The sequence below is a fragment of the Acinetobacter bouvetii DSM 14964 = CIP 107468 genome (assembly GCF_000368865.1).
GTDB lineage: Bacteria > Pseudomonadota > Gammaproteobacteria > Pseudomonadales > Moraxellaceae > Acinetobacter > Acinetobacter bouvetii.
Genome location: NZ_KB849726.1, coordinates 849,954 through 869,668 on the forward strand (window position 1 = coordinate 849,954; position 19,715 = coordinate 869,668).

Here is a 19,715-nt window from a genome sequence, read left to right on the forward strand (position 1 = left end):
GATGCGTCTTTTAGGCGCATCGTCTTTATTAATTAACTGAGGAACTGTTCATGAGTCAAATCGTTGACATTCGTGCACGTGAAATTTTGGACTCTCGTGGTAACCCTACCATTGAAGCTGACGTAATCTTAGCCTCTGGCGTTGTAGGCCGTGCATGTGCACCTTCTGGTGCTTCAACTGGTTCTCGTGAAGCTTTAGAACTTCGTGACGGCGATAAAGCGCGTTACTTAGGCAAAGGCGTTCGTACAGCAGTTAACAATGTTAATACGCTGATTCGTGATGCTTTATTGGGTAAATCAGTATTCGAGCAAAAAGACATTGATAATACAATGATTGCGCTTGACGGTACTGAAAACAAAGAAAAATTGGGCGCTAACGCAACTTTGGCTGTTTCTTTGGCGGCGGCTCGCGCGGCGGCTGATGAGAAAAAAATCCCATTGTTCCAATATATTGCAGATTTACGCAATAACAAAATCTTGACGATGCCTGTGCCAATGATGAACATCATCAATGGCGGTTCACATGCAGACAACAACGTTGATATTCAAGAATTCATGATTGAGCCAGTTGGCTTTACATCATTTGCTGAAGCACTTCGTGCGGGCGCTGAAATTTTCCATTCTTTAAAATCAGTTTTAAACAAAAAAGGTTTAAACACTGCAGTGGGTGATGAAGGCGGTTTCGCGCCGAACCTGCGTTCGAACGAAGAAGCAATCACAGTAATTCTTGAAGCTATTGGTCAAACTGGCTATAAAGCGGGTTCTGACATTATGCTTGCGCTTGACTGTGCATCTTCAGAATTCTATAAAAATGGTCAATACATTCTTGCGGGCGAAGGCAATAAAGCATTCACAAGCAACCAGTTCTCTGACTATTTAGCGGGTCTTGTAAACCAATACCCAATTATCTCAATTGAAGATGGTCTAGACGAATCTGATTGGGAAGGCTGGTCTTACTTGACGTCTATCCTTGGCGACAAGATTCAGTTGGTGGGTGATGACTTGTTCGTTACAAACCCGAAAATCCTTCAGCGCGGTATTAATGAGAAAGTAGGCAACTCTATCTTAATCAAATACAACCAAATTGGTACGTTGACTGAAACTCTGGATGCAATCTATCTTGCGAAAGAAAATGGTTACTCTACAGTGATTTCACACCGTTCTGGCGAAACTGAAGATTCAACGATTGCGGATCTTGCGGTAGGTACTGCTGCTGGTCAAATCAAGACAGGTTCACTTTGCCGTTCTGACCGTGTAGCAAAATATAATCAATTGCTTCGCATTGAAGAATTGACTAATGCTGCATATCGCGGTAAAGCTGAGTTTAAAGGTTTAAACTAAGCGTACATGCGATCTATGTTAAATGTATTTGACTCCAAAGCGAGTAAAGCATTGTTGGGCCTTGCGATCTTATTGATCGCAGGGTTTCAATATTTATACTGGTTTGGTGAAGGTGGCCATAAAGACCATCAGAAACTGGCACAGAAAGTTCAGCAGCAGATTGAACTGAATGAAGAACTAAAAGAACGCAACCGCGTCTTAGCCGCGGAAGTCTATGATTTAAAAAATGGTGTAGAAGCCATAGAAGAGCATGCGCGTTTAGATTTAGGTTTGGTGAAACCACACGAAACTTTTGTTCAAATGAGTACGGTCAACACGCAATACAGACCAATTTACGTTAATCCTAATCAAGCAGATTTGCGCACGAATGAAGAACCCGCTGAAGCTCCCCCAGAACCTTAAGTTGTGGGCTGTAATACCTGCAGCTGGGTCGGGCAGCCGCTTTTCAAAATCAGAACTTAAACAATACCAAGCTATTTACAATAAGACCGTCTTAGAGCATACGGTGCAAAGGCTGAATGACTTGCCTTTGTCCGGTTATGTGCTGGCTATCGGTGAGCGGGACACCTTTGCTGCAACTTTGAAATTTTCAGACTTGCATAAGGCGCATTTCTGTTTGGGCGGCGCAGAGCGGGTTAATTCTGTTTTAAACGCCTTAAATTACCTTTCAGGCTTTGCTTCAGAGGATGATTGGGTGCTGGTGCATGATGCCGCGAGGCCTTGTGTGACAAAGGCCAGTTTAGAGAGCCTCGTGTCATCGGCTGTCGAATCTCAGCAAAGCGCTATTTTAGCAATACCCGTCAGGGATACCCTGAAATCGGTGGGGCATGGCGCTGAGATTGCAAACACCGTAGACCGTTCACAGCTTTGGCAAGCGCAAACACCGCAAATGGCGAAGCTGGGTGTGCTGAAAAAAGCGATTGAGCAAGCGCTTTCGGCGCAGGTCAATATTACGGATGAAGCCAGTGCGCTGGAATATGCGAATCAAACTGTTCAGGTTGTTCAGGGCCGTTCAGACAATATCAAGATTACATATCCAGATGATTTAGAACTGGCAAAACTGATTTTGGCTTCACAGCCGCCAGCTGTGAAATAAATCTGGAATAATTTGAGCCGCTGCGATTTATTCTTTGCGGCTTTAACTTATAATTTCCCCACTTTTTTGTTAAGTATGCGCCGCTAATGATTCCTTCACAGCAGTATCGTTTTTTACGCCAGTCCGCACGCGATGGATTGAGTATAAAGCACGATTCGTCACGCTGGGCTAAATTGCATTTAGATCCCTGGCTGCTTGGTTTTCTCCTCCTGAATGCCGTTTTAGGCTTGATGGTGGTTTACAGTGCGACAGCAGGTGATTCAGGGATGGTGATGCGTCAAGCCATCAGTTTTGGCGCAGGCTTTATTATCATGTTTTTGTGCGCGCAAGTGCCGCCAAAAGTTTATCAGGCCATCAGCCCATATTTTTATATTTTTGGCTTATTTATGCTGATTCTGGTGCTGGTGGTTGGTGAAACGCGAATGGGCGCCAAGCGCTGGATTACTTTGCCGGGTATCGGCAGCATGCAGCCCAGTGAGGTGATGAAATTTGCAATGCCGCTGATGATGGCGTGGTTTTTTTCAAACCGGGCTTTTCCGCCTAAGTTTATCCATATTATTATTGCCTTAATGATTATGATGGTGCCTTTTGTGTTGGTCGCGCTGCAGCCCGATTTGAACATTGGCTTAATCATTCCCGGCATATTTGTGCTTTTCCTTAGCGGCATGTCTTGGCGCCTAATTGCCGGCGCTATCGGCGTTTTTGCTATTGCAGCGCCGCTGCTTTGGATGTTTTTTTTGCAGGAATACCAGAAAAAGAGGATTTTAACGCTGTTTGATCCAGAATCTGATGCACTAGGCGCAGGCTGGAATATTATTCAGTCGAAGATTGCGATTGGTTCTGGCGGTATGACGGGCAAGGGGTTTACAGAGGGAACTCAGTCTCATTTGGGATATTTGCCTGAACACCATACGGACTTTATTATGTCGACGTATGCAGAGGAATTTGGCTTTATTGGGGTTTTTCTGCTGTTTAGTTTGTTTGCAGCCATAATCATTCGTTGTTTAATGATAGGAATGAACAGCTTCCATAATTTTGGCCGTTTGTACGCGGGGGCAACCGGCTTAACATTCTTTTTCTTCGTATTTTTAAATTCAGGCATGGTCAGCGGCATTTTGCCGGTTACCGGCGATCCACTGCCGCTGATGAGTTATGGCGGTACCGCAGTGATTTCGATGCTGGCAGGCATGGGGATTGTAATGTCGATACATACCCATCGTTAAATTGGGGTAATGAAAAGCTGGATTGATTCCAGTTTTTTTTATGTCAATTCGATATGTTTGAAAACAGCAGGAGCGGTATTTGGCTGATCTTTTTTTGTGCTTCTGCAAATATGTTGAGTGAGTTAAATGCGGAATTGAACCACTCGGTATTCATGGGTGGGATTGTAAGGCTAAATTTAGAGTTTATTTTGAGGCAACTGTTAGAGCTTATTGGCTGTTAATGGTTGCGTCCAATGATGAAATTCAAAATTTTGAAATTAAAAACGAAGATGAATTATTAGAAATGGTCAAAATTCCAAAAGCTTCAGGCATGATTAATAAATGAGGAAACGTGGCTGAAATAAAACAGATTGTAGAAAGTTTTAAAGCATTTACATTCAATTGTGCATTCAGGCTGCAATTCTCTTATTCAAAGAAAAGCTGGTTAAGCAGTCAATCAACGTTTGGTTGTTGCCAAGCAGGTCAATGGCTTTATTATGATGGCAGTCCAAATTCTGTTAAGACATGCGGCTAAAGAGAAATACATCTATTTTATCAATGAAAAATACAGGCACTGTTTTCAAATGCAATTGGATATTACAGTTGAACAAAAGGTTGAAATTGATCGTAAATATAACAAAGCCCTCAATTGAGGGCTTTGTTATATACTGGACTGGTGTTGCAAATTAGGCAATAAACCAGGTGTAGTAGCCCCACAGCATGAGTGGCCATGCAACAATTGGGCTAAACAGCCATTTCCAAAGCCAGAAATGTGGCTGAAAACCGACACCATGAATAAAACCGCCTGAAATGCCAATCATGATCATCATTAAAGCGCTGTGGCTATAGTGGCCATTGGCATCCAGCATTGCACCAGGGTGAATCAATAAGACCGCTGCAAGAGGCAATGCCATCAAAAATGAAACGGCCATTGCAAACTTATTCGGCTTCTTTTTTTCTGCTGTCATTGCGATCTCAGTCATGGCTTATTCCTCATCCAAATCTTGATGATGTTCTATATAAAGTGCACTGAGTACACCTGCAAAACATGCCATCAAAATCCCAAGAATCCAAGCGAAATACCACATAAATATTCTCCTATTTGCTTAGACACAGCCTTAGTACAGGCTGTGTGAGTTGTCTTGAACATGTTTGTTGGTAATAACGCCCCACATTTTGTAATAACACCATGTGGTATAGATTAAAATCAGCGGTACAAAGATAGAAGCCACCACAGTCATTACTGTCAGTGTATTCTTACTCGAAACCGCATCCCACATGGTCAAGCTTACAGTTGGGTTGATGCTTGATGGCATCAAGAATGGGAACAGTGCAAAACCCGCAGTTAAGATGGAACCAGTCACCGCTAAGGTAGAGCCTGTAAAGCTCACACCCGCTTTGTTTTTACCAGCGCCAAAGATAATCAGGATTGCGCCAAGAATTGCAGAAATAGGCGCAAGCATTGTGATTGGGTAAATTGAATAGTTATTCATCCAACCATGGTTGCCTGTGGTTAAAACTTCTTTTGCTAATGGATTTGCAACGGCATTGGTATTAAATGGTTGTACCAAAGTATAGCCTTCGATGCCGCCAAAATATAACCAAGCGCCTGCGCCCAAGAAGCACACTAAGAAGATTGCACCCATCAGCTGAGTCGCTTTTGCAGAGCGCTGACGTAATACACCGTCAGTGCGAAGCATCAGCCAAGCGCCGCCATGTGCGCAAAGCATTGATAAACTCACGAGACCGCAAACTAAAGCAAATGGATTAAGCAGCGCAAAGAAGCTGCCTGTATACGTTGATCGTACAGTTTCATCTAATGTAAAAGGGACGCCCAGGAACATATTGCCAAAGGCAACACCGAATACTAGTGCTGGTACAGCGCCGCCAATGCATAAACCCCAATCCCAAGAGTTGCGCCATTGGGTATTTTGAAGTTTAGAGCGGTAGTCAAAGCCTACGGGTCTCAGGAAGAGTGCAAATAAGACCAATAACAGTGCCCAGTACATGCCAGAGAAGGCTGTTGCATAAACCATTGGCCAAGCTGCAAAGAGTGCGCCACCAGCAGTCACGAACCAAACTTGGTTGCCTTCCCAATGCGGTGCAATGGTGTTAATTGCAGCGCGGCGTTCGTCATCAGTTTTACCTACAAATGGCATCAATGCCATTGAGCCCATATCGAAACCATCTGTCAGGGCGAAGCCAATCAGTAAAACACCGACTAAAACCCACCAGATAATTTTGAGAAGTTCATATTCGATCATGATTGATTCTCCCCAGCTTGAGCTTGCTGAGCTTCAAGTTTCTCGAAGTGATATTTTCCAGTATGTAAAGAACTTGGTCCTAAGCGTGAGAATTTGATCATTAAATACATTTCAATAATCAACAGCACAGTATAGAACGCTGCCAATGCGATGATTGAGCCCCATACATCGCCAGTGCTCAAACTAGATGCAGAAAGGTGTGTAGGCAGCACTTCACCAATTGTCCATGGCTGACGGCCGCCTTCAGCGACATACCAGCCTGTTTGCGCTGCAATCCAAGGTAAAGGCAGGGCAAACAGTGCAAACTTGAGCAACCATGGTTTATTTTCTGCATTACGTTTTGCTACAGCAAATGTTGCAAGGATAAACAGAAGGAGCATTAAGAAACCAGAAGCCACCATTGCACGGAAAGAGAAGAACAATGCGGTTACATTTGGAATGGTATCTTTTGTTGCTGCTTGAATATGCGCTTCAGACGCATCAGTTACATTTTCAGTATATTTTTTAAGAAGTAAGCCATAACCTAAATCTTTTTGGTTTTCTTTAAAAGAAGCCATAAGTTCTGGAGAACGGTCACCAGCACGAAGTTTTTCAAGTTCACTATAAGCCACCATACCATTACGGATACGCGCCTCATGTTGAACCATCAAGTCTTTAAGACCTGTGACTTCTTTATCTAATGAGCGTGTGGCAATAATACCCATTGCATATGGGATTTTTATGGCATAGTCAGTGCGTTGTTCTTCCTGATTTGGAATACCAAATAAAGTAAACGGTGCAGGCGCTGGGTGAGTTTCCCATTCAGATTCAATGGCAGCCAGTTTGGTTTTTTGAACATCACCAAGCTCATAACCAGATTCATCACCAAGTAAGATCACAGAAAGTGTAGATGCTAAACCAAAGATTGCAGCGATGGCAAAAGAGCGGCGCGCAAATGGTAAATCACGTTTTTTCAATAAGTAATAACTTGAAATGGCTAAAACAAAGATTGCCCCAGTGACATAACCTGCAGACACAGTGTGAACAAATTTCACTTGAGCAACTGGGTTAAAAATCAAAGCGCCAAAATCGACAAGCTCCATACGCATGGTTTCAAAATTAAATTCTGAACCGACCGGGTTTTGCATCCAGCCATTGGCCACTAAAATCCATAATGCGGATAGATTTGAACCCAGTGCAACCAGCCATGTCACGCTTAAATGCTGAACTTTTGAAAGGCGATCCCAGCCAAAGAAGAATAAACCAATAAAAGTTGATTCTAGAAAGAATGCCATCAATCCTTCAATGGCAAGCGGCGCACCAAAAATATCACCCACATAGTGAGAGTAGTACGCCCAGTTTGTACCGAACTGGAATTCCATGGTCAGACCAGTGGTTACACCTAAGGCAAAGTTAATACCGAAAAGTTTGCCCCAGAATTTGGTCATGTCTTTATAGATTTCTTTACCGGAAATCACATACGTGGTTTCCATAATGGCAAGAATAAAAGCCAGACCTAGAGTAAGTGGTACAAATATAAAGTGATACATCGCGGTCATTGCAAATTGGAACCGTGATAAATCGACCACGCTTTCAGAAATCATCAACGTGTCTCCTTGATTTGGGAAGGACTGCCAGCGATATGCTCAGCAACTTGGTTATCAAAATCTTTGGGAATTGTCGGCGCATCAAACCAGATGTGTTTGATGGTGAGTAAAATTGCCACTTTAATGATTAAAATAGCGGTGATTTCAATGACTGAACGCCGGTTAATATCTTTGGGGACTAAGCTCATAGTGATAAGCCTATGTTTTAAACTCATGACCTATTATTGACAAAAGTTTACTAAAAATAAATAGGTTAAACAGTTAAAATAAAAATATATTATTAAAGTGATTTAAAACAATAATTTAATATGCATTTTTGATAAAATTAAAACTGAATAACGCTGTTTATAATGTTGATTAAAACGCTTGTATATAATAAATAATTCCGACCATTTTACTTATGTTTAATGGTTGGTGTGGATATAATTATATTTAATCCGACTATTTTAATTGGGTATTAATGCTTTCTTGATAATGTATTGATACTTTATAAAATCACAAAATAGTTTAAAAAACAACCGGAGTATTGCAAATAAAAAAAGGAACATGCGCGCATATTCCTTTGTGTTGGGGGAGTTTATTTCTAGGCTTAGAAGTCGTAACGCAAGCCTAGAGAAAGGGCTGTTGAGTTTTCATCTGCAACACCGCTGATGCTGTTGCCAAAGCTGCGGCCTTCTTTCCAAGGGTTAAGCTTAGAGTTTTTATCATTCAACACTGTTGCCAGGTTGCCATATACGCGCAAAGTGCTGTCTAGCTTGTGTTCCACACCTACACCGATTAAGCTGGCATTGGCATCATCCGCATCGACATCACGGTAGAAATATTCACCGCGTACCGATGTTTTTGGCGTGATTTTGTATTCACCCGCTAAGCCAAATACTTGCGCGTCTGGATTGGCTGTATCGTTATCGTGTTTTGCGATTTGATACATGGCGCCCAGATTGAATGTATCGGTAAATTTATATGCGCCGGCAATGCGGAAGGCATCACGGCTTGCGCCGCCTGCCGCATTGGCTGCATTTTCATCATATTTTTCATATGCAGCTGCAGCATCGATAGGTCCAGCGTTATAAGTCAGCGCTAAGTCGTAGGCTTTATTGTCGTCAACGCCTTCGCCATTTGCATCCTGAGCAATTTGAGTGCCCGAATGCATCGACATTGCGGCTAATACGTTAAAACCGCCGCCAAATTTTGGTGATTTATATTCAATGGTGTTTTCATTGCGTTCATCAAACTTCAAGTTGCCGACGCGTGTGACATTGCGCACATCACCGACCATGTCGCCAAAGAAATTGACTGGGCCGCGGGCCGCTTTAAACGGGCTGTCAAAACGGCCTACACGCGCCTGGCCATATGTGCCGCTCTTCAAGCCAACAAAGGTATCACGGGTTGAAAAGTTAACGCCATTGCTGTCTTTAGAGCCGCTGGCAAAGTTAATTTCTTGTTCAATCTGTGCGAAAACATTTAAGTCATCATTAATTTTTTGATCAACTTTAAAGCCAAGCCGTGATGAGTTTGATGATAAACCAACTTCATTGTAGTCTTTGCCATCGTCTAAATAGTCTAAAGAAACATGTGCACGGCCATAAATTTTGACATCAGCAGCAGATGCCATTATCGGTGTAAGGATAGTTGCCCCGATTGCTAATGCACAGAGTGTTTTTTTCATTTGCAGCTCCATAAAGACTTGCGTTTTATCAATTCGATTTATCAGTAGCTTTGCTAAAAATAATTTCGCTATCTAATGGCGCTAAGTATTCATTACAAATAAGTCATTTATATTAAGGAAATATTTCAAAAATATTAAAATTAATCAGTGGGTTATTGAGTGTGTTTCATAATGTTTAAAAGAAAAGCTTTTATTAAACGAGCGCTTAGGAAGCGTGCAGAGCGTTTCTTGCGGCGGCCATTATTATATAAAATGTCAGATTAAGTCTGATCTGTAAGTTCTCAGTGCAAAAAAAATGGAGCCGAAGCTCCATTTGAATTGCATGCAAAATCAGTTTAATTTCATGCCGCAGCTAAGGCCGCTTTAATGAGTTCTGCCTGCGCTTTAATTTTTTCTTGGTCGCCCATAGTCGCCGCATGCTTGCCAAGTTCATGGACATTGGTTGGAATCAAGTGAAAATGCACATGGGGCACAGTTTGGCCTGCGACAGTGCCAGACAGCTGCATGAGTACAATGCCTTTAACGCCAAGCGCAGTTTCCATGGCTTGCGCAACTTTTTGCACAATTTGAATGGTGTAGGCTGCAGCTTCTGGCGCCAAATCGAGCAAGGTGACAGCCGGATTTTTGGGAATAACCAGCGTATGGCCTTCCGCCTGCGGCATTATGTCCATAAATGCAAGCACTTGGTCATCTTCGTAGACTTTAATTGCCGGAAGTTCACCGCGTAAAATTCTTGCAAAAATGTTTTGGTCATCATAAGCCATGGCTAAATTCCTTAAGCGTGAGTGAATTGAAATGTATTCAGTTATTTGCAGTTCAATTCTTTCTGACGTTCCTTGATGGCGTCAAGCCGCTGCTGTTCTTTTTCTGAGAATTTAGGCTTGGTTGTATAGCAATTGTCATTGCCAAATTTTGCCTTGGCCTCAGGGTCTTTAAAACAGAAGCCTTTAGACGCGTAAATTACATCATGGTCATTCTTCAGCTTTTGGCATTCCTGTTCAGAAGCAAATGCGGTTGAAGATGCCCCAATAAAAGTTACTGCACTGATCAGAGCGGCAACAGTAAATTTGTTCATGCGAGTTTCCTCTGTACCTGTAACAATATGTATGACCATATCATCACAATATTAGGTTTCATTATGATTATTCAATGGCGGCTTATTACTCGATTGTAATTTTACTCCATGATTCGTACATTTTTACAGCAGTGGAAAAATCACTGTTTGGCGCAGCGGTATCGCTGGCAGCCTGAATTAGGCTTTGCGTCAATCCAATGATCGGCGCAGACAGTTTGGCCTGACGGACCAAGTCTACAGCAATCCCTGTATCTTTGGCTAATAGCGGCAGGGCAAAGGTGAGCGGAAATGTGCGGTTGATCACGCGCTGCGGCAAAATAGTTTCGGTGGCATTGCTTTTGCCGCTGGATGCATTGATGCAGTCTAATGCTTCTGTGAGATTTACACCGTGGGCTTTCAATGTCAAAGCGCCTTCGGCGGCGGCACAAAGATTTACAGCCATTAACATGTTGTTTACAGCTTTGACTGCAAAGCCTGCGCCGGATGCACCCACATGCTTAATTAATTTACCCACAGCCTGCATGGCAGGCAGGGCCTTTTCAAAGGCTTCGGCATTACCGCCCGCCATGACGGTTAATGTGGCATTTTCAGCGCCAATAGTTTGCCCGCTGACGGGTGCATCCAGATAATCAATATTTTGCGCTTTGAGCGCGGATGCCAGCTTCTGAGCCGATTCAGGCACACCGCTGGTGCAGTCCACCCAAATTGAGCCAGACTTGATGCTTAAAGTGCTGACCAGCGCTTCTACATCGGCGCTGGTCGGCAGGCAGGAAAAAATAACATCGGCCTGTACTGCCTGATTTAACTCTACAGCCTGTGTGCCGTACTCAGCTGCATGCTGTTTCGCCTTGTCGAAATTTCGGTTCCAGACATAAACGCTGTCAAAGTATTTAGGCAAATGCGCGGCCATACGGTAGCCCATTGCGCCCAAGCCGATGAATGCAACTGATTGAATCATGATTAAACCCTAATTGTGTGTTTCTAATAATGTCGATCTTTGTACTAGCCAAGCAGTCAGTTTTGGCCAAAATTCAGCGGCGCTTTTCTGACTGGACATTAAGCCCAAATGCCCGCCTGGGATGAGAGTAAACGTGACATCTTGACTGCTTGTCAATTCACCTAAGGGCTGAATCGCTTCGGCTGTTACAATCTGATCGCTGGAGCCTGCGCCAATCAACAAAGAGCAGTTGATATTTTTTAATTTGATAACTTTATCTTTTAATTGAATAACACCTTGTTTTAACGGGTTTTGCAGCCAAAGATTCAGCACCATGTCCTGATTGATGCCGCCCGGGTAGTCAATCATATTATTCAGGAAGTCGCCCATAGTGGCATGTTCATAGACCGTGCGGGTGTCGGACAAGTTGGATAAAAGCTGCCTTTGACTGTCAATCCAGCCTTTGGGATCTAAAATTTTAAAACCCAGCGCATTCAGCAGGCCGGGGGTATGGATCATGCGTTTAGGGATTTGCCCAGTGTAAATGGTATCCCGCACAGATTTGCTTCGCGATACGAGCTTATTGACGTTCTGAAAAAGTTTTCCGACACGCCCAGACGCATAACTGTCAATTGGGCTGCCCACCACAATCAGGTTTTTGACATGTTCAGGCTGATGCAGTGCGGTATAGAGCGTGACAAAAACGCCTGCCATGCTCCAGCCGTGCAGGGAAATATATTTGCTGTTGGCATGCCGGCTGATCGTGTCTATGCAATGCGGAATAGCATCATTAATAAAAGACAGGAAATTCAGAAAGCGGTCCTGATAATTCAGCTTAGTCCATTCCAGCAAATACACATCAAAACCGCTGTGCTGAAAATGCTTAACCAGAGAGCGGTATGGATACAGGTCATAAATCGCCATATTGATAGCCAGCGGCGCAACAAAGACCAGCGGTTCTGCGTATTTTTTATTCGGCGACGCATAATGGCGGATGCGGCAATATTTATATTCTTCAATTACTTCGTAAGGGTTGCTTTGTGACAGCACCAGCGATTTCGCATTGAAAACACGTGTAGACAGGTGTTTCAGCTTTTTTTGCTGGTTTAAAAGTCTTTTTTTTAATGGATGCATGATTGTAATTGACCTATGTCTTTGCAGGTTTGATCGAAGTCTAAGCGATATTTGCTTATTATGCCTTGACCTGAAATAGCTTAGACGCTCAAAATATTGGCAATTATTAACAAAAGGCAGTCATAAGACTGAGTAATGCTGATGAGCCAACAAGACGACATTGAATACCAGCTTGATACTTTAGCGATTCGTACCGGCCATACACGCACTTTTGAAGGCGAGCACAGTGAACCAATTTTCTTAACGTCATCGTTTGTCTGTGAAAGCGCTGCGGATGCGGCTGCTAAGTTTTCAGGACAAATTGAAGGAAATACTTATTCACGCTATACCAATCCAACTGTGCAAGCATTTGAAAAACGCCTTGCGGTATTGGATGGCGCTGAAGCTGCTGTAGCGACCAGTTCGGGCATGGCGGGCGTGCATGCGATTACTTTAGCTTACTTGAAAGCCGGTGACCATGTGGTGTGTTCACGCGCAGTATTCGGTTCAATCATTTCTCTCTTTGAAAAATATGTCATTAAATTTGGCGTAGAGGTCACTTTTGTTGATTTAGAAGATTTAGATGGCTGGAAAAAAGCGGTTCGTCCAAATACACGCCTTTTGTTTATTGAAACACCGTCTAATCCTTTGGCTCAAGTGGGCGACATCCAAGCTATTGCGGATATTGCGCATGCACAGGGCGCATTATTTGCGGTTGATAATACTTTTTGTACCCCCGTTTTGCAGCAGCCGCTTAAATTTGGCGCGGATTTAATCGTGTATTCATCTACAAAATACATCGATGGTCAAGGCCGTGCATTGGGCGGCGCAGTAGTGGGCAGCGCAAAATTGATGGAAGAAATTACCGGTGTAATTCGTACACTCGGCAATTCATTGAGCCCGTTCAATGCCTGGATTTTCTTGAAAGGCTTGGAAACGCTGAGCCTGCGCATGAAAGCGCACTGCGCCAGCGCGCAGAAATTGGCAGAATGGCTGGATGCGCATCCGAAAGTGGAAAAAGTTTACTATGCGGGCCTGCCGAATCACGCTGGACATGAGCTGGCGAAAAAACAGCAGTCTGGTTTTGGCGGCGTAGTCTCTTTTGTGGTAAAAGGTGAGCGTGAGGGGGCGTGGACAGTGATCGACAATACCCGCTTCCTTTCAATCACCAGTAATTTAGGCGATGTAAAATCAACAATTACCCATCCGGCAACCACATCACACGGCAGAATGTCAGCTGAAGCGAAACAAGCTGCTGGAATTTCTGAAGGTTTAATCCGCGTATCTGTTGGTTTAGAAGATATTGATGATATTATTCGCGATATTTCCCGCGGTTTAGATTTGATCTAATTCAAATTCATTCAGCTTTAAGTGATCCAGCTTGAGTTCATTGCAGTAAGCTGAACTCAGGCAATAAAAGATTTTGTGTTCGGAGTATTTTATGAACATTAACATGTTAATGCAGCAAGCGCAGCGCATGCAGAAAGAAGTCGAAAGCAATGCCAAGAAGGCAAAAGAAGAACTTGCTCAAACTGAAGTGCATGCGGAAGCAGGCGGCGGTTTGGTTAAAGTGACCATGACTTGCCGCAATGTGGTCAAACGCATTGAAATCAGCCCTGAATTGCTTCAAGACGATGCAGACATGATTGAAGATTTGATTGCTGCTGCAATGAATGATGCTGCGCGTCAAGCTGAAGCCATTTCAGAAGAGCGCATGAAGTCAGCAAACTCTGGCATGGGCTTGCCGCCAGGCCTTGCCGGCTTATTCTAAGGAACAGCAGTGCATGTTTAGTGATCGTTTTGATCAGCTGGTTCAAGCATTGCGCATTTTGCCAAGCGTTGGGCCAAAATCGGCTCAGCGCATGGCGCTGCACTTAATCATGAAGAATAAAGAGGGGGCAATTGGTTTAGCGTATGCGCTGAACGAAGCCACCAGCTACATTCATGAATGCTCAATTTGCCATTCACTGACCGAAAATGAGGTCTGCAATATTTGCCTGTCACATGAGCGTGATGAGCAAATCCTTTGCTTGGTTGAGTCTCCAGCAGATGTGATGGCCATAGAGCAAAGCGGCAGTTTCCGCGGAAAATATCATGTACTTGGCGGGCACTTGTCTCCGCTGGATGGCATTGGCCCCGATGAAATTGGCATTCCGTATCTGCTGCAGCGCTTAGCTGACGGCAAGGTCAAAGAAGTCATCCTTGCCACCAATGCAACCGTAGAAGGGCAAGCGACAGCGCATTATATTGTAGAAGCAGCCAAGCATTTGCCCGTGCAGATGACTCGGATTGCGCAAGGTGTCCCGCAAGGCGGAGAGCTGGAATATGTTGACAGCCATACTTTAAGCCAAGCAGTGCACAACCGCATGCGCATGAAGTAAGATTGAATCTCAAAATATCATTTATTAATAGCTTTTTTATATGACTAAATGGTATTTTGATTTTGAAAAACAACTATAATCGAAAAGATATAGTGAATATATTTTATTTTTTATCGATAATTATAAGATATCGGTTAATATAGCCGAAAAGAGCCTCTAGCAATAGCCTCAAGCATTTATGTATCAATTTATCCATCAGCAGCAAGATCTGCAAAATGTACTCAACCTTATGGATCAAAGCTCCATTTATGGACTGGACACCGAATTTATCAAGGTGGATACTTTGTGGCCCAAATTAGGCGTTTTTCAAATAAATATTAGTGGAAAAGTGTATTTGCTTGACGGCGCAGCTTTAGACTTATCCGAGTTTTGGAACAAGCTGTTTAATGCGCAGCAAAATATTTTCCATGCCTGCAGTGAAGATATTGATTTAATCTACCATTATGCGCAGCAAAAAACGCTGAAAAATGTCTTTGATACGCAGGTGGGCATGTCTTTCTTGGGGCATGGTTTGCAAGTCAGTTATCAAAATGCGCTGAAAACGATGCTGAATGTGGATATTGAAAAAGATCAAACCCGTTCAGACTGGCTGGCGCGTCCATTAAGCCCTGAGCAGCTGATGTATGCAGCGAATGATGTTGAATACATTATGCAGCTGTCAGATAAGGTAAAAGCTGAATTGTCCGGAAAGCATTTGCTGGATTGCGCGCTGGAAGACTGCCGGAATTTAACGCATGAAATTGGTCAGGAAACGCCAATGGCGATGCTTTATCATGATGTCGGCAATAGTTCGCCCGTCAAGGCGCAGCAGACGAGCTGGATATAGACAGCACCATCCGTGAAACCGCCAAGCAGGGCATTTTAGATGTGCAGCTGGTGCCCGAGCGCCGCAACCGTATTAAAGTATTGATGCTGTTTGATGTGGGCGGCTCAATGGATTCACACATTGCCCAGTGCGAAAAACTGTTCAGTGCGGCTAAGACAGAATTTAAAACACTGGAATATTTTTACTTCCATAACTGCCTATATGATTATGTGTGGAAAGATAACGTGCGCCGTTCCAATACGCGTATGAATACATGGGATTTATTCAATACCTATGGCCGCGATTACCGGGTGATTGTGGTGGGTGATGCCAGCATGGCGCCGTATGAAGTCACATCCGTAGGCGGCTCTGTCGAATATATGAATGATGAAGCCGGAAACGTATGGCTGCAGCGCCTGCGTCAGCATTTTGATAAAACCGCGTGGCTGAATCCGGAAGAAGAAAGTTATTGGCATTACACGCAGACCATTGGCTTAATTAAACAGATTTTTGAAGATCATATGTTCCCAATGACGCTGAAGGGTATTGAGGATATGACCAAGTATTTAGCGCGCTAACCACTTGTATATACTGAAAGGCTGCTGTCTGAGAAGCTGAAATTTGGCTTGTTGTATTTGATTAAAATTCGTTAGTATCAGGGCAGTCTTTTGCTTAAGCGCTTATAAACAAGGGGAACTAATATGGAACATCAAATTAATGGCATCGCATTGCCAAATCGGGAAGGTTTTTTTGGCGTTTATGGCGGCCAGTTTATTCCGCCAGACTTAAAACAGGCGATGGATGACATTAATGCAGCCTATGAGCAGATCCGCCATACAGAAGAATTCCAAGATGAACTTAAAGACCTGTTTGCCAACTATGTCGGCCGCCCAAGCCCATTATTTTTTGCTAAGCGTTTAACCGATCAACTAGGCGGCGCAGAAATCTATTTAAAGCGTGAAGATTTAAACCACACGGGCGCACATAAAATTAACCATTGCTTGGGCGAGGCGCTGTTAGCTAAATATATGGGCAAAACCAAAGTCATTGCGGAAACAGGCGCAGGGCAGCATGGCGTAGCTTTGGCAACCGCCTGTGCACTGGTGGGGATTCCGTGTGAAATTCACATGGGGCAAGTGGATATCGAAAAAGAACATCCGAATGTAGTGAAAATGAAAATTTTAGGTGCCCGCTTAATTTCGGTGACGCGCGGTACAGCAACGCTGAAAGATGCAGTAGACAGCGCCTTTGAAGAATACTTAAAAGATCCGAAAAATTATATTTATGCCATTGGCTCTGTGGTTGGGCCTCATCCATTTCCAATGATGGTGCGGGATTTTCAGGCGATTATCGGTGAAGAAATTAAAGTGCAGACCAGTGCGCGTTTTGGCGCAAATCCAGATTATGTGGTGGCTTGTGTTGGCGGCGGCTCTAATGCGCTGGGGGCATTTACGGCCTTTTTAAATGATCCGGATGTCAAGCTTGTTGGGGTTGAGCCTGCAGGGCATGGTTTAGATACAGATATGCACTCTGCTACATTGACATTAGGCAAGCCTAGCCAAATTCACGGTATGGCGTGTTATGTGCTGGAGAATGATCAAGGTGAGCCTTTGCCAGTGCATTCTATTGCTTCTGGGCTGGATTATCCAGGCGTAGGCCCGCAGCACAGCCTGCTGAAAGATTTAGGGCGGGTGGAATATACCACGGCAACGGATCAAGAATGTTTGGATGCGTTTATGACGCTGTCGCGTGTAGAAGGCATTGTACCGGCGCTGGAAAGTTCGCATGCAGTGGCTTGGGCGCTGCGTGAAGCGCCTAAACTTGGCAAAGATATTAAAATCGTAGTCAATATATCTGGCCGCGGTGATAAAGATGCAGATTATGTAGCGGCAAAGCTTGGGTTAAATTGAGTTTGACCTGATCATACAATTTATTTCAAAAAAATATCCCTATTTTTATAGGGATATTTTTTGCCGTCATCCAAATGTGGTTTAAACAAGTGAAGGGAATTAACCGTTTTAAGCCAAATCTCTGGATATGAAGGAGTCAGCTGGAAGCTTAGGTTTGAATGATGGTATCACATTGTCATTTTATTGTAATGACAATGTGTTTTGGCTGATTTTTATGTCTAATGAAAATCAACGATTTATAGTATCGCCGTTTAACTGTCTAGCCTGAAATATATTGCTGCAGCTGATCAATCAGTTTCTTCTGATCTTCCATGGCTGCCTTAACTAAATCGCCAATGGAAATCAGGCCAATTAAGCGTTCATTTTCAACTACAGGCAAATGGCGCAAATGCTTGTCAGTCATTAATTCTAAACAATCTTCTACAGTTGCTGTGCGGGTAATTGTAAGCACCTTTGCAGTCATAATTTCATTGACAGTAGTATTGAATGAGGTGCGCTCCATCAGTGCTATTTTACGTGTATAGTCGCGTTCTGAAAGAATGCCGACTACTTTATCTTCATGGGTCACGACCAATGCGCCAATCCCTTTATCCGCCATGAGCGAAATCGCTTTTAAAACCGTTTCATCTGGAGCAATGGTATGAATGGCGTGCTGTGGCTTATCTTGTAAAACTTGTGCAACTGTGGTCATTATCGTGTATCCCTTAAAGTTATTATTTGCTTTAACTTAACGCGAATACAAAAAAAAGCAAATACTTCAGCGTTCATTATTTTGACAATTCAATAAATAATGTGAATATTATGCAAAGTGCGCTGTTTTTCCTGAGAAAAAGAAATGGCGCATGAGCTGTGTCGACAGTTTTAGCTTCTTGTGATTGTATGCGTTATAAAGCGCCGGCGTCACTTTTAACCGTGTGAGTGTCGGCATTAATGACTGTTCAAAATCTGCCGATGTGATTTTCTTCGGCTGATAGTTTGGCCAGTGCTTTTTTGCATATTTATGCGCTTGCAGGCCATTTAGCCAAAATGGAAAAATAAAATCATCCCCATCTTTGCTCATGGCCCAGCCTTCATGGTACAAGCCCCATAAAACACCGCAATACATCATGGTTTTTAAAATGGTGATTTTAAAAAAAAGATCTTTGGAGATAGGCTGCAATTGATTGATTTTTGTCATGGGTGCTTTGTTTGATGCGGTTTGATCTATTGTAGAAAAAGCAGATGAAATTACTGTGTAAGCTTTGCTGAAAATCGTAAGCAAATATGTTTGCTTAACAATCTTCAGGCATTAAAAAACGCCACCTAGGTGACGTTTGTTTACGCTTGCAATGTGGCCATCTTCTGCCAGTATTGCGCTTTGAGTGAATCGCGTTCAACACGGAAACCTTGATAATAAAGTTCCGCAAGAAACAATGCCGCTTTACCATGCCCAGCACGCGCTGCGCTTTCCAGTTCTTCAACTGCATCTACAAAGTTCATTTGAGATTGAATAGTATTTACTGCATTTGCATACACATGCTCTAAGTCATGTTGAGAGATTTGTTGCATCATATTAAAGTTACTCCTTATTCTAATTATGCTTACATCTGCCTACTTCAGATAGGTGCCTATTTCGACCTATCAATAACTACTATAGTTAAGTATTATTAAAGTAATATTACAATTAAGTTGAATTGTCAACAAAACATGTAAATTATTTTCTATGTCTGCTAGTTTACATGATTAAACAATGAACAGTTTTAATTTTTATTAATATAGTTAGATAAGAAGATGTTAACAATAAGGAGAAGTATGATGACTAGAACTTTGGATGGTTTGAATTTTGATATGCCTCCTACGGCAGAACAGATTGTAGCTTTAGCGCATTTGCATCGGCAAAGACTGGATGAAGCTATTTTTCATCAGGAAATTCATTTGGGGGATTTTGGTTTGGCGCAGCGCAAGCGGGTTTATGATTTTACCCGTGAACTGGATGTTGCGCAGCGTGAAGATTTTTACGAGATGTACAATGGCGAGCTGCTGCGGATTGCGGATGATGATGAATTGCATCCGGCATATGCAGAAGGCGGGGTTAGTATTTTTGCAGTCGTTATTGTCATGGCCATCATTGCGCTGATTTTGTACTTCGCGGTTATTCAGCGCATCCTGAGCAGTTAATTGTCGGGCTAGAGCATCCTGCCTTAAATACTGCCGTATTGAATGGGCGGTTTGGATGAGAAATAAACAGGCTGACTTGAACTTATTGAATAGCGGTCATACACTACTTTGAATTCGAGGTAGTGTATGTCTATTGACCTAAAAAAAATTCTTCAATTCAAATCAAAAATTGGGCTAGAA

Annotated in this window: 23 protein-coding genes and 2 pseudogenes; 12 read left to right on the top strand and 13 right to left on the bottom strand. The window is 43.1% G+C overall.

The features are described from left to right. Positions 1-50 precede the first annotated feature (50 nt). The 5 genes from eno (at position 51) to F941_RS16880 (ending at position 3,984) form a co-directional block, all read left to right on the top strand. Positions 51-1,340 (top strand): phosphopyruvate hydratase, encoded by a 1,290-nt coding sequence (gene eno / locus F941_RS06870; protein ID WP_005009302.1) that lies wholly within the window; start codon positions 51-53, stop codon positions 1,338-1,340. A gap of 15 nt (positions 1,341-1,355) precedes the next feature. Continuing rightward, positions 1,356-1,742 carry a septum formation initiator family protein gene (locus F941_RS06875; protein ID WP_005009304.1) on the top strand — a complete coding sequence of 129 codons (387 nt, stop codon included), beginning with the start codon at positions 1,356-1,358 and terminating at the stop codon, positions 1,740-1,742. Further along, positions 1,708-2,436, top strand: a complete 729-nt coding sequence (ispD, locus tag F941_RS06880) for a 2-C-methyl-D-erythritol 4-phosphate cytidylyltransferase (protein WP_005009306.1) — start codon at positions 1,708-1,710, stop codon at positions 2,434-2,436. The genes F941_RS06875 and ispD overlap by 35 nt, the downstream gene beginning before the upstream one ends. A gap of 86 nt (positions 2,437-2,522) precedes the next feature. Further along, positions 2,523-3,659, top strand: coding sequence for a rod shape-determining protein RodA (rodA, locus tag F941_RS06885; RefSeq protein ID WP_005009308.1), 1,137 nt, complete (start codon positions 2,523-2,525; stop codon positions 3,657-3,659). Positions 3,660-3,879: 220 nt separating this feature from the next. Next, the gene (locus F941_RS16880; protein ID WP_005009310.1) at positions 3,880-3,984 is read left to right on the top strand and encodes a hypothetical protein; all 105 of its coding nucleotides are present in this window, start codon (positions 3,880-3,882) and stop codon (positions 3,982-3,984) included. A 340-nt stretch (positions 3,985-4,324) separates the two neighbouring features. Here the strand turns inward: F941_RS16880 and F941_RS06895 are convergent, their stop codons facing one another. The 10 genes from F941_RS06895 to F941_RS06940 form a co-directional block, all read right to left on the bottom strand. After that, the gene (locus tag F941_RS06895) at positions 4,325-4,621 is read right to left on the bottom strand and encodes a cyd operon YbgE family protein (protein WP_005009311.1); all 297 of its coding nucleotides are present in this window, start codon (positions 4,619-4,621) and stop codon (positions 4,325-4,327) included. 3 nt (positions 4,622-4,624) lie between these two features. Continuing rightward, positions 4,625-4,726 (bottom strand): cytochrome bd-I oxidase subunit CydX, encoded by a 102-nt coding sequence (gene cydX / locus F941_RS16195; RefSeq protein ID WP_002120988.1) that lies wholly within the window; start codon positions 4,724-4,726, stop codon positions 4,625-4,627. A 30-nt stretch (positions 4,727-4,756) separates the two neighbouring features. Further along, positions 4,757-5,902, bottom strand: a complete 1,146-nt coding sequence (gene cydB, locus F941_RS06905; RefSeq protein WP_005009315.1) for a cytochrome d ubiquinol oxidase subunit II — start codon at positions 5,900-5,902, stop codon at positions 4,757-4,759. After that, the gene (locus F941_RS06910; RefSeq protein ID WP_005009319.1) at positions 5,899-7,485 is read right to left on the bottom strand and encodes a cytochrome ubiquinol oxidase subunit I; all 1,587 of its coding nucleotides are present in this window, start codon (positions 7,483-7,485) and stop codon (positions 5,899-5,901) included. The genes cydB and F941_RS06910 overlap by 4 nt, the downstream gene beginning before the upstream one ends. Further along, a complete protein-coding gene (gene cydP / locus F941_RS06915; protein ID WP_005009325.1) occupies positions 7,485-7,676 on the bottom strand; it encodes a cytochrome oxidase putative small subunit CydP in 192 nt (63 codons plus the stop codon). The genes F941_RS06910 and cydP overlap by 1 nt, the downstream gene beginning before the upstream one ends. Positions 7,677-8,077: 401 nt before the next feature. Continuing rightward, positions 8,078-9,157, bottom strand: a complete 1,080-nt coding sequence (locus F941_RS06920) for a porin (RefSeq protein ID WP_005009326.1) — start codon at positions 9,155-9,157, stop codon at positions 8,078-8,080. Between the two features lie 341 nt (positions 9,158-9,498). Next, entirely contained in the window at positions 9,499-9,921 is a 423-nt protein-coding gene (locus tag F941_RS06925; RefSeq protein ID WP_005009329.1) for an HIT family protein, read from the bottom strand. Positions 9,922-9,962: 41 nt separating this feature from the next. Further along, positions 9,963-10,232 (bottom strand): YARHG domain-containing protein, encoded by a 270-nt coding sequence (locus F941_RS06930; protein ID WP_005009332.1) that lies wholly within the window; start codon positions 10,230-10,232, stop codon positions 9,963-9,965. A gap of 85 nt (positions 10,233-10,317) precedes the next feature. Continuing rightward, a complete protein-coding gene (locus F941_RS06935) occupies positions 10,318-11,190 on the bottom strand; it encodes an NAD(P)-dependent oxidoreductase (RefSeq protein ID WP_005009333.1) in 873 nt (290 codons plus the stop codon). Between the two features lie 9 nt (positions 11,191-11,199). Continuing rightward, positions 11,200-12,303 carry an alpha/beta fold hydrolase gene (locus tag F941_RS06940; protein ID WP_005009335.1) on the bottom strand — a complete coding sequence of 368 codons (1,104 nt, stop codon included), beginning with the start codon at positions 12,301-12,303 and terminating at the stop codon, positions 11,200-11,202. A 141-nt stretch (positions 12,304-12,444) separates the two neighbouring features. Between F941_RS06940 and F941_RS06945 the strand changes: the two genes are divergently transcribed. From F941_RS06945 to trpB, 6 genes and pseudogenes are all read left to right on the top strand, one after another. Further along, a complete protein-coding gene (locus F941_RS06945; RefSeq protein ID WP_005009337.1) occupies positions 12,445-13,632 on the top strand; it encodes an O-succinylhomoserine sulfhydrylase in 1,188 nt (395 codons plus the stop codon). A 91-nt stretch (positions 13,633-13,723) separates the two neighbouring features. Next, positions 13,724-14,053, top strand: coding sequence for a YbaB/EbfC family nucleoid-associated protein (locus tag F941_RS06950; RefSeq protein WP_005009340.1), 330 nt, complete (start codon positions 13,724-13,726; stop codon positions 14,051-14,053). A 13-nt stretch (positions 14,054-14,066) separates the two neighbouring features. Next, positions 14,067-14,663: a recombination mediator RecR gene (recR, locus tag F941_RS06955; RefSeq protein WP_005009342.1), complete on the top strand. Its 597-nt coding sequence runs from the start codon at positions 14,067-14,069 to the stop codon at positions 14,661-14,663. 178 nt (positions 14,664-14,841) lie between these two features. Continuing rightward, positions 14,842-15,450: pseudogene (locus F941_RS06960) on the top strand (ribonuclease D); the annotation flags it as partial. Between the two features lie 2 nt (positions 15,451-15,452). Further along, positions 15,453-16,046: pseudogene (locus tag F941_RS06965) on the top strand (VWA domain-containing protein); the annotation flags it as partial. 123 nt (positions 16,047-16,169) lie between these two features. After that, positions 16,170-17,378, top strand: coding sequence for a tryptophan synthase subunit beta (trpB, locus tag F941_RS06970; RefSeq protein WP_005009352.1), 1,209 nt, complete (start codon positions 16,170-16,172; stop codon positions 17,376-17,378). A 259-nt stretch (positions 17,379-17,637) separates the two neighbouring features. Here trpB and F941_RS06975 read toward each other — a convergent pair whose 3' ends face one another. The 3 genes from F941_RS06975 to F941_RS06985 form a co-directional block, all read right to left on the bottom strand. After that, positions 17,638-18,069 (bottom strand): CBS domain-containing protein, encoded by a 432-nt coding sequence (locus F941_RS06975; protein WP_005009353.1) that lies wholly within the window; start codon positions 18,067-18,069, stop codon positions 17,638-17,640. Positions 18,070-18,177: 108 nt separating this feature from the next. Next, positions 18,178-18,555 carry a DUF2750 domain-containing protein gene (locus F941_RS06980; protein WP_005009354.1) on the bottom strand — a complete coding sequence of 126 codons (378 nt, stop codon included), beginning with the start codon at positions 18,553-18,555 and terminating at the stop codon, positions 18,178-18,180. 140 nt (positions 18,556-18,695) lie between these two features. Beyond that, positions 18,696-18,929, bottom strand: a complete 234-nt coding sequence (locus F941_RS06985) for an SEL1-like repeat protein (RefSeq protein WP_005009355.1) — start codon at positions 18,927-18,929, stop codon at positions 18,696-18,698. 243 nt (positions 18,930-19,172) lie between these two features. Between F941_RS06985 and F941_RS06990 the strand changes: the two genes are divergently transcribed. Beyond that, positions 19,173-19,535 carry a hypothetical protein gene (locus F941_RS06990; RefSeq protein ID WP_005009357.1) on the top strand — a complete coding sequence of 121 codons (363 nt, stop codon included), beginning with the start codon at positions 19,173-19,175 and terminating at the stop codon, positions 19,533-19,535. Positions 19,536-19,715 lie beyond the last annotated feature (180 nt).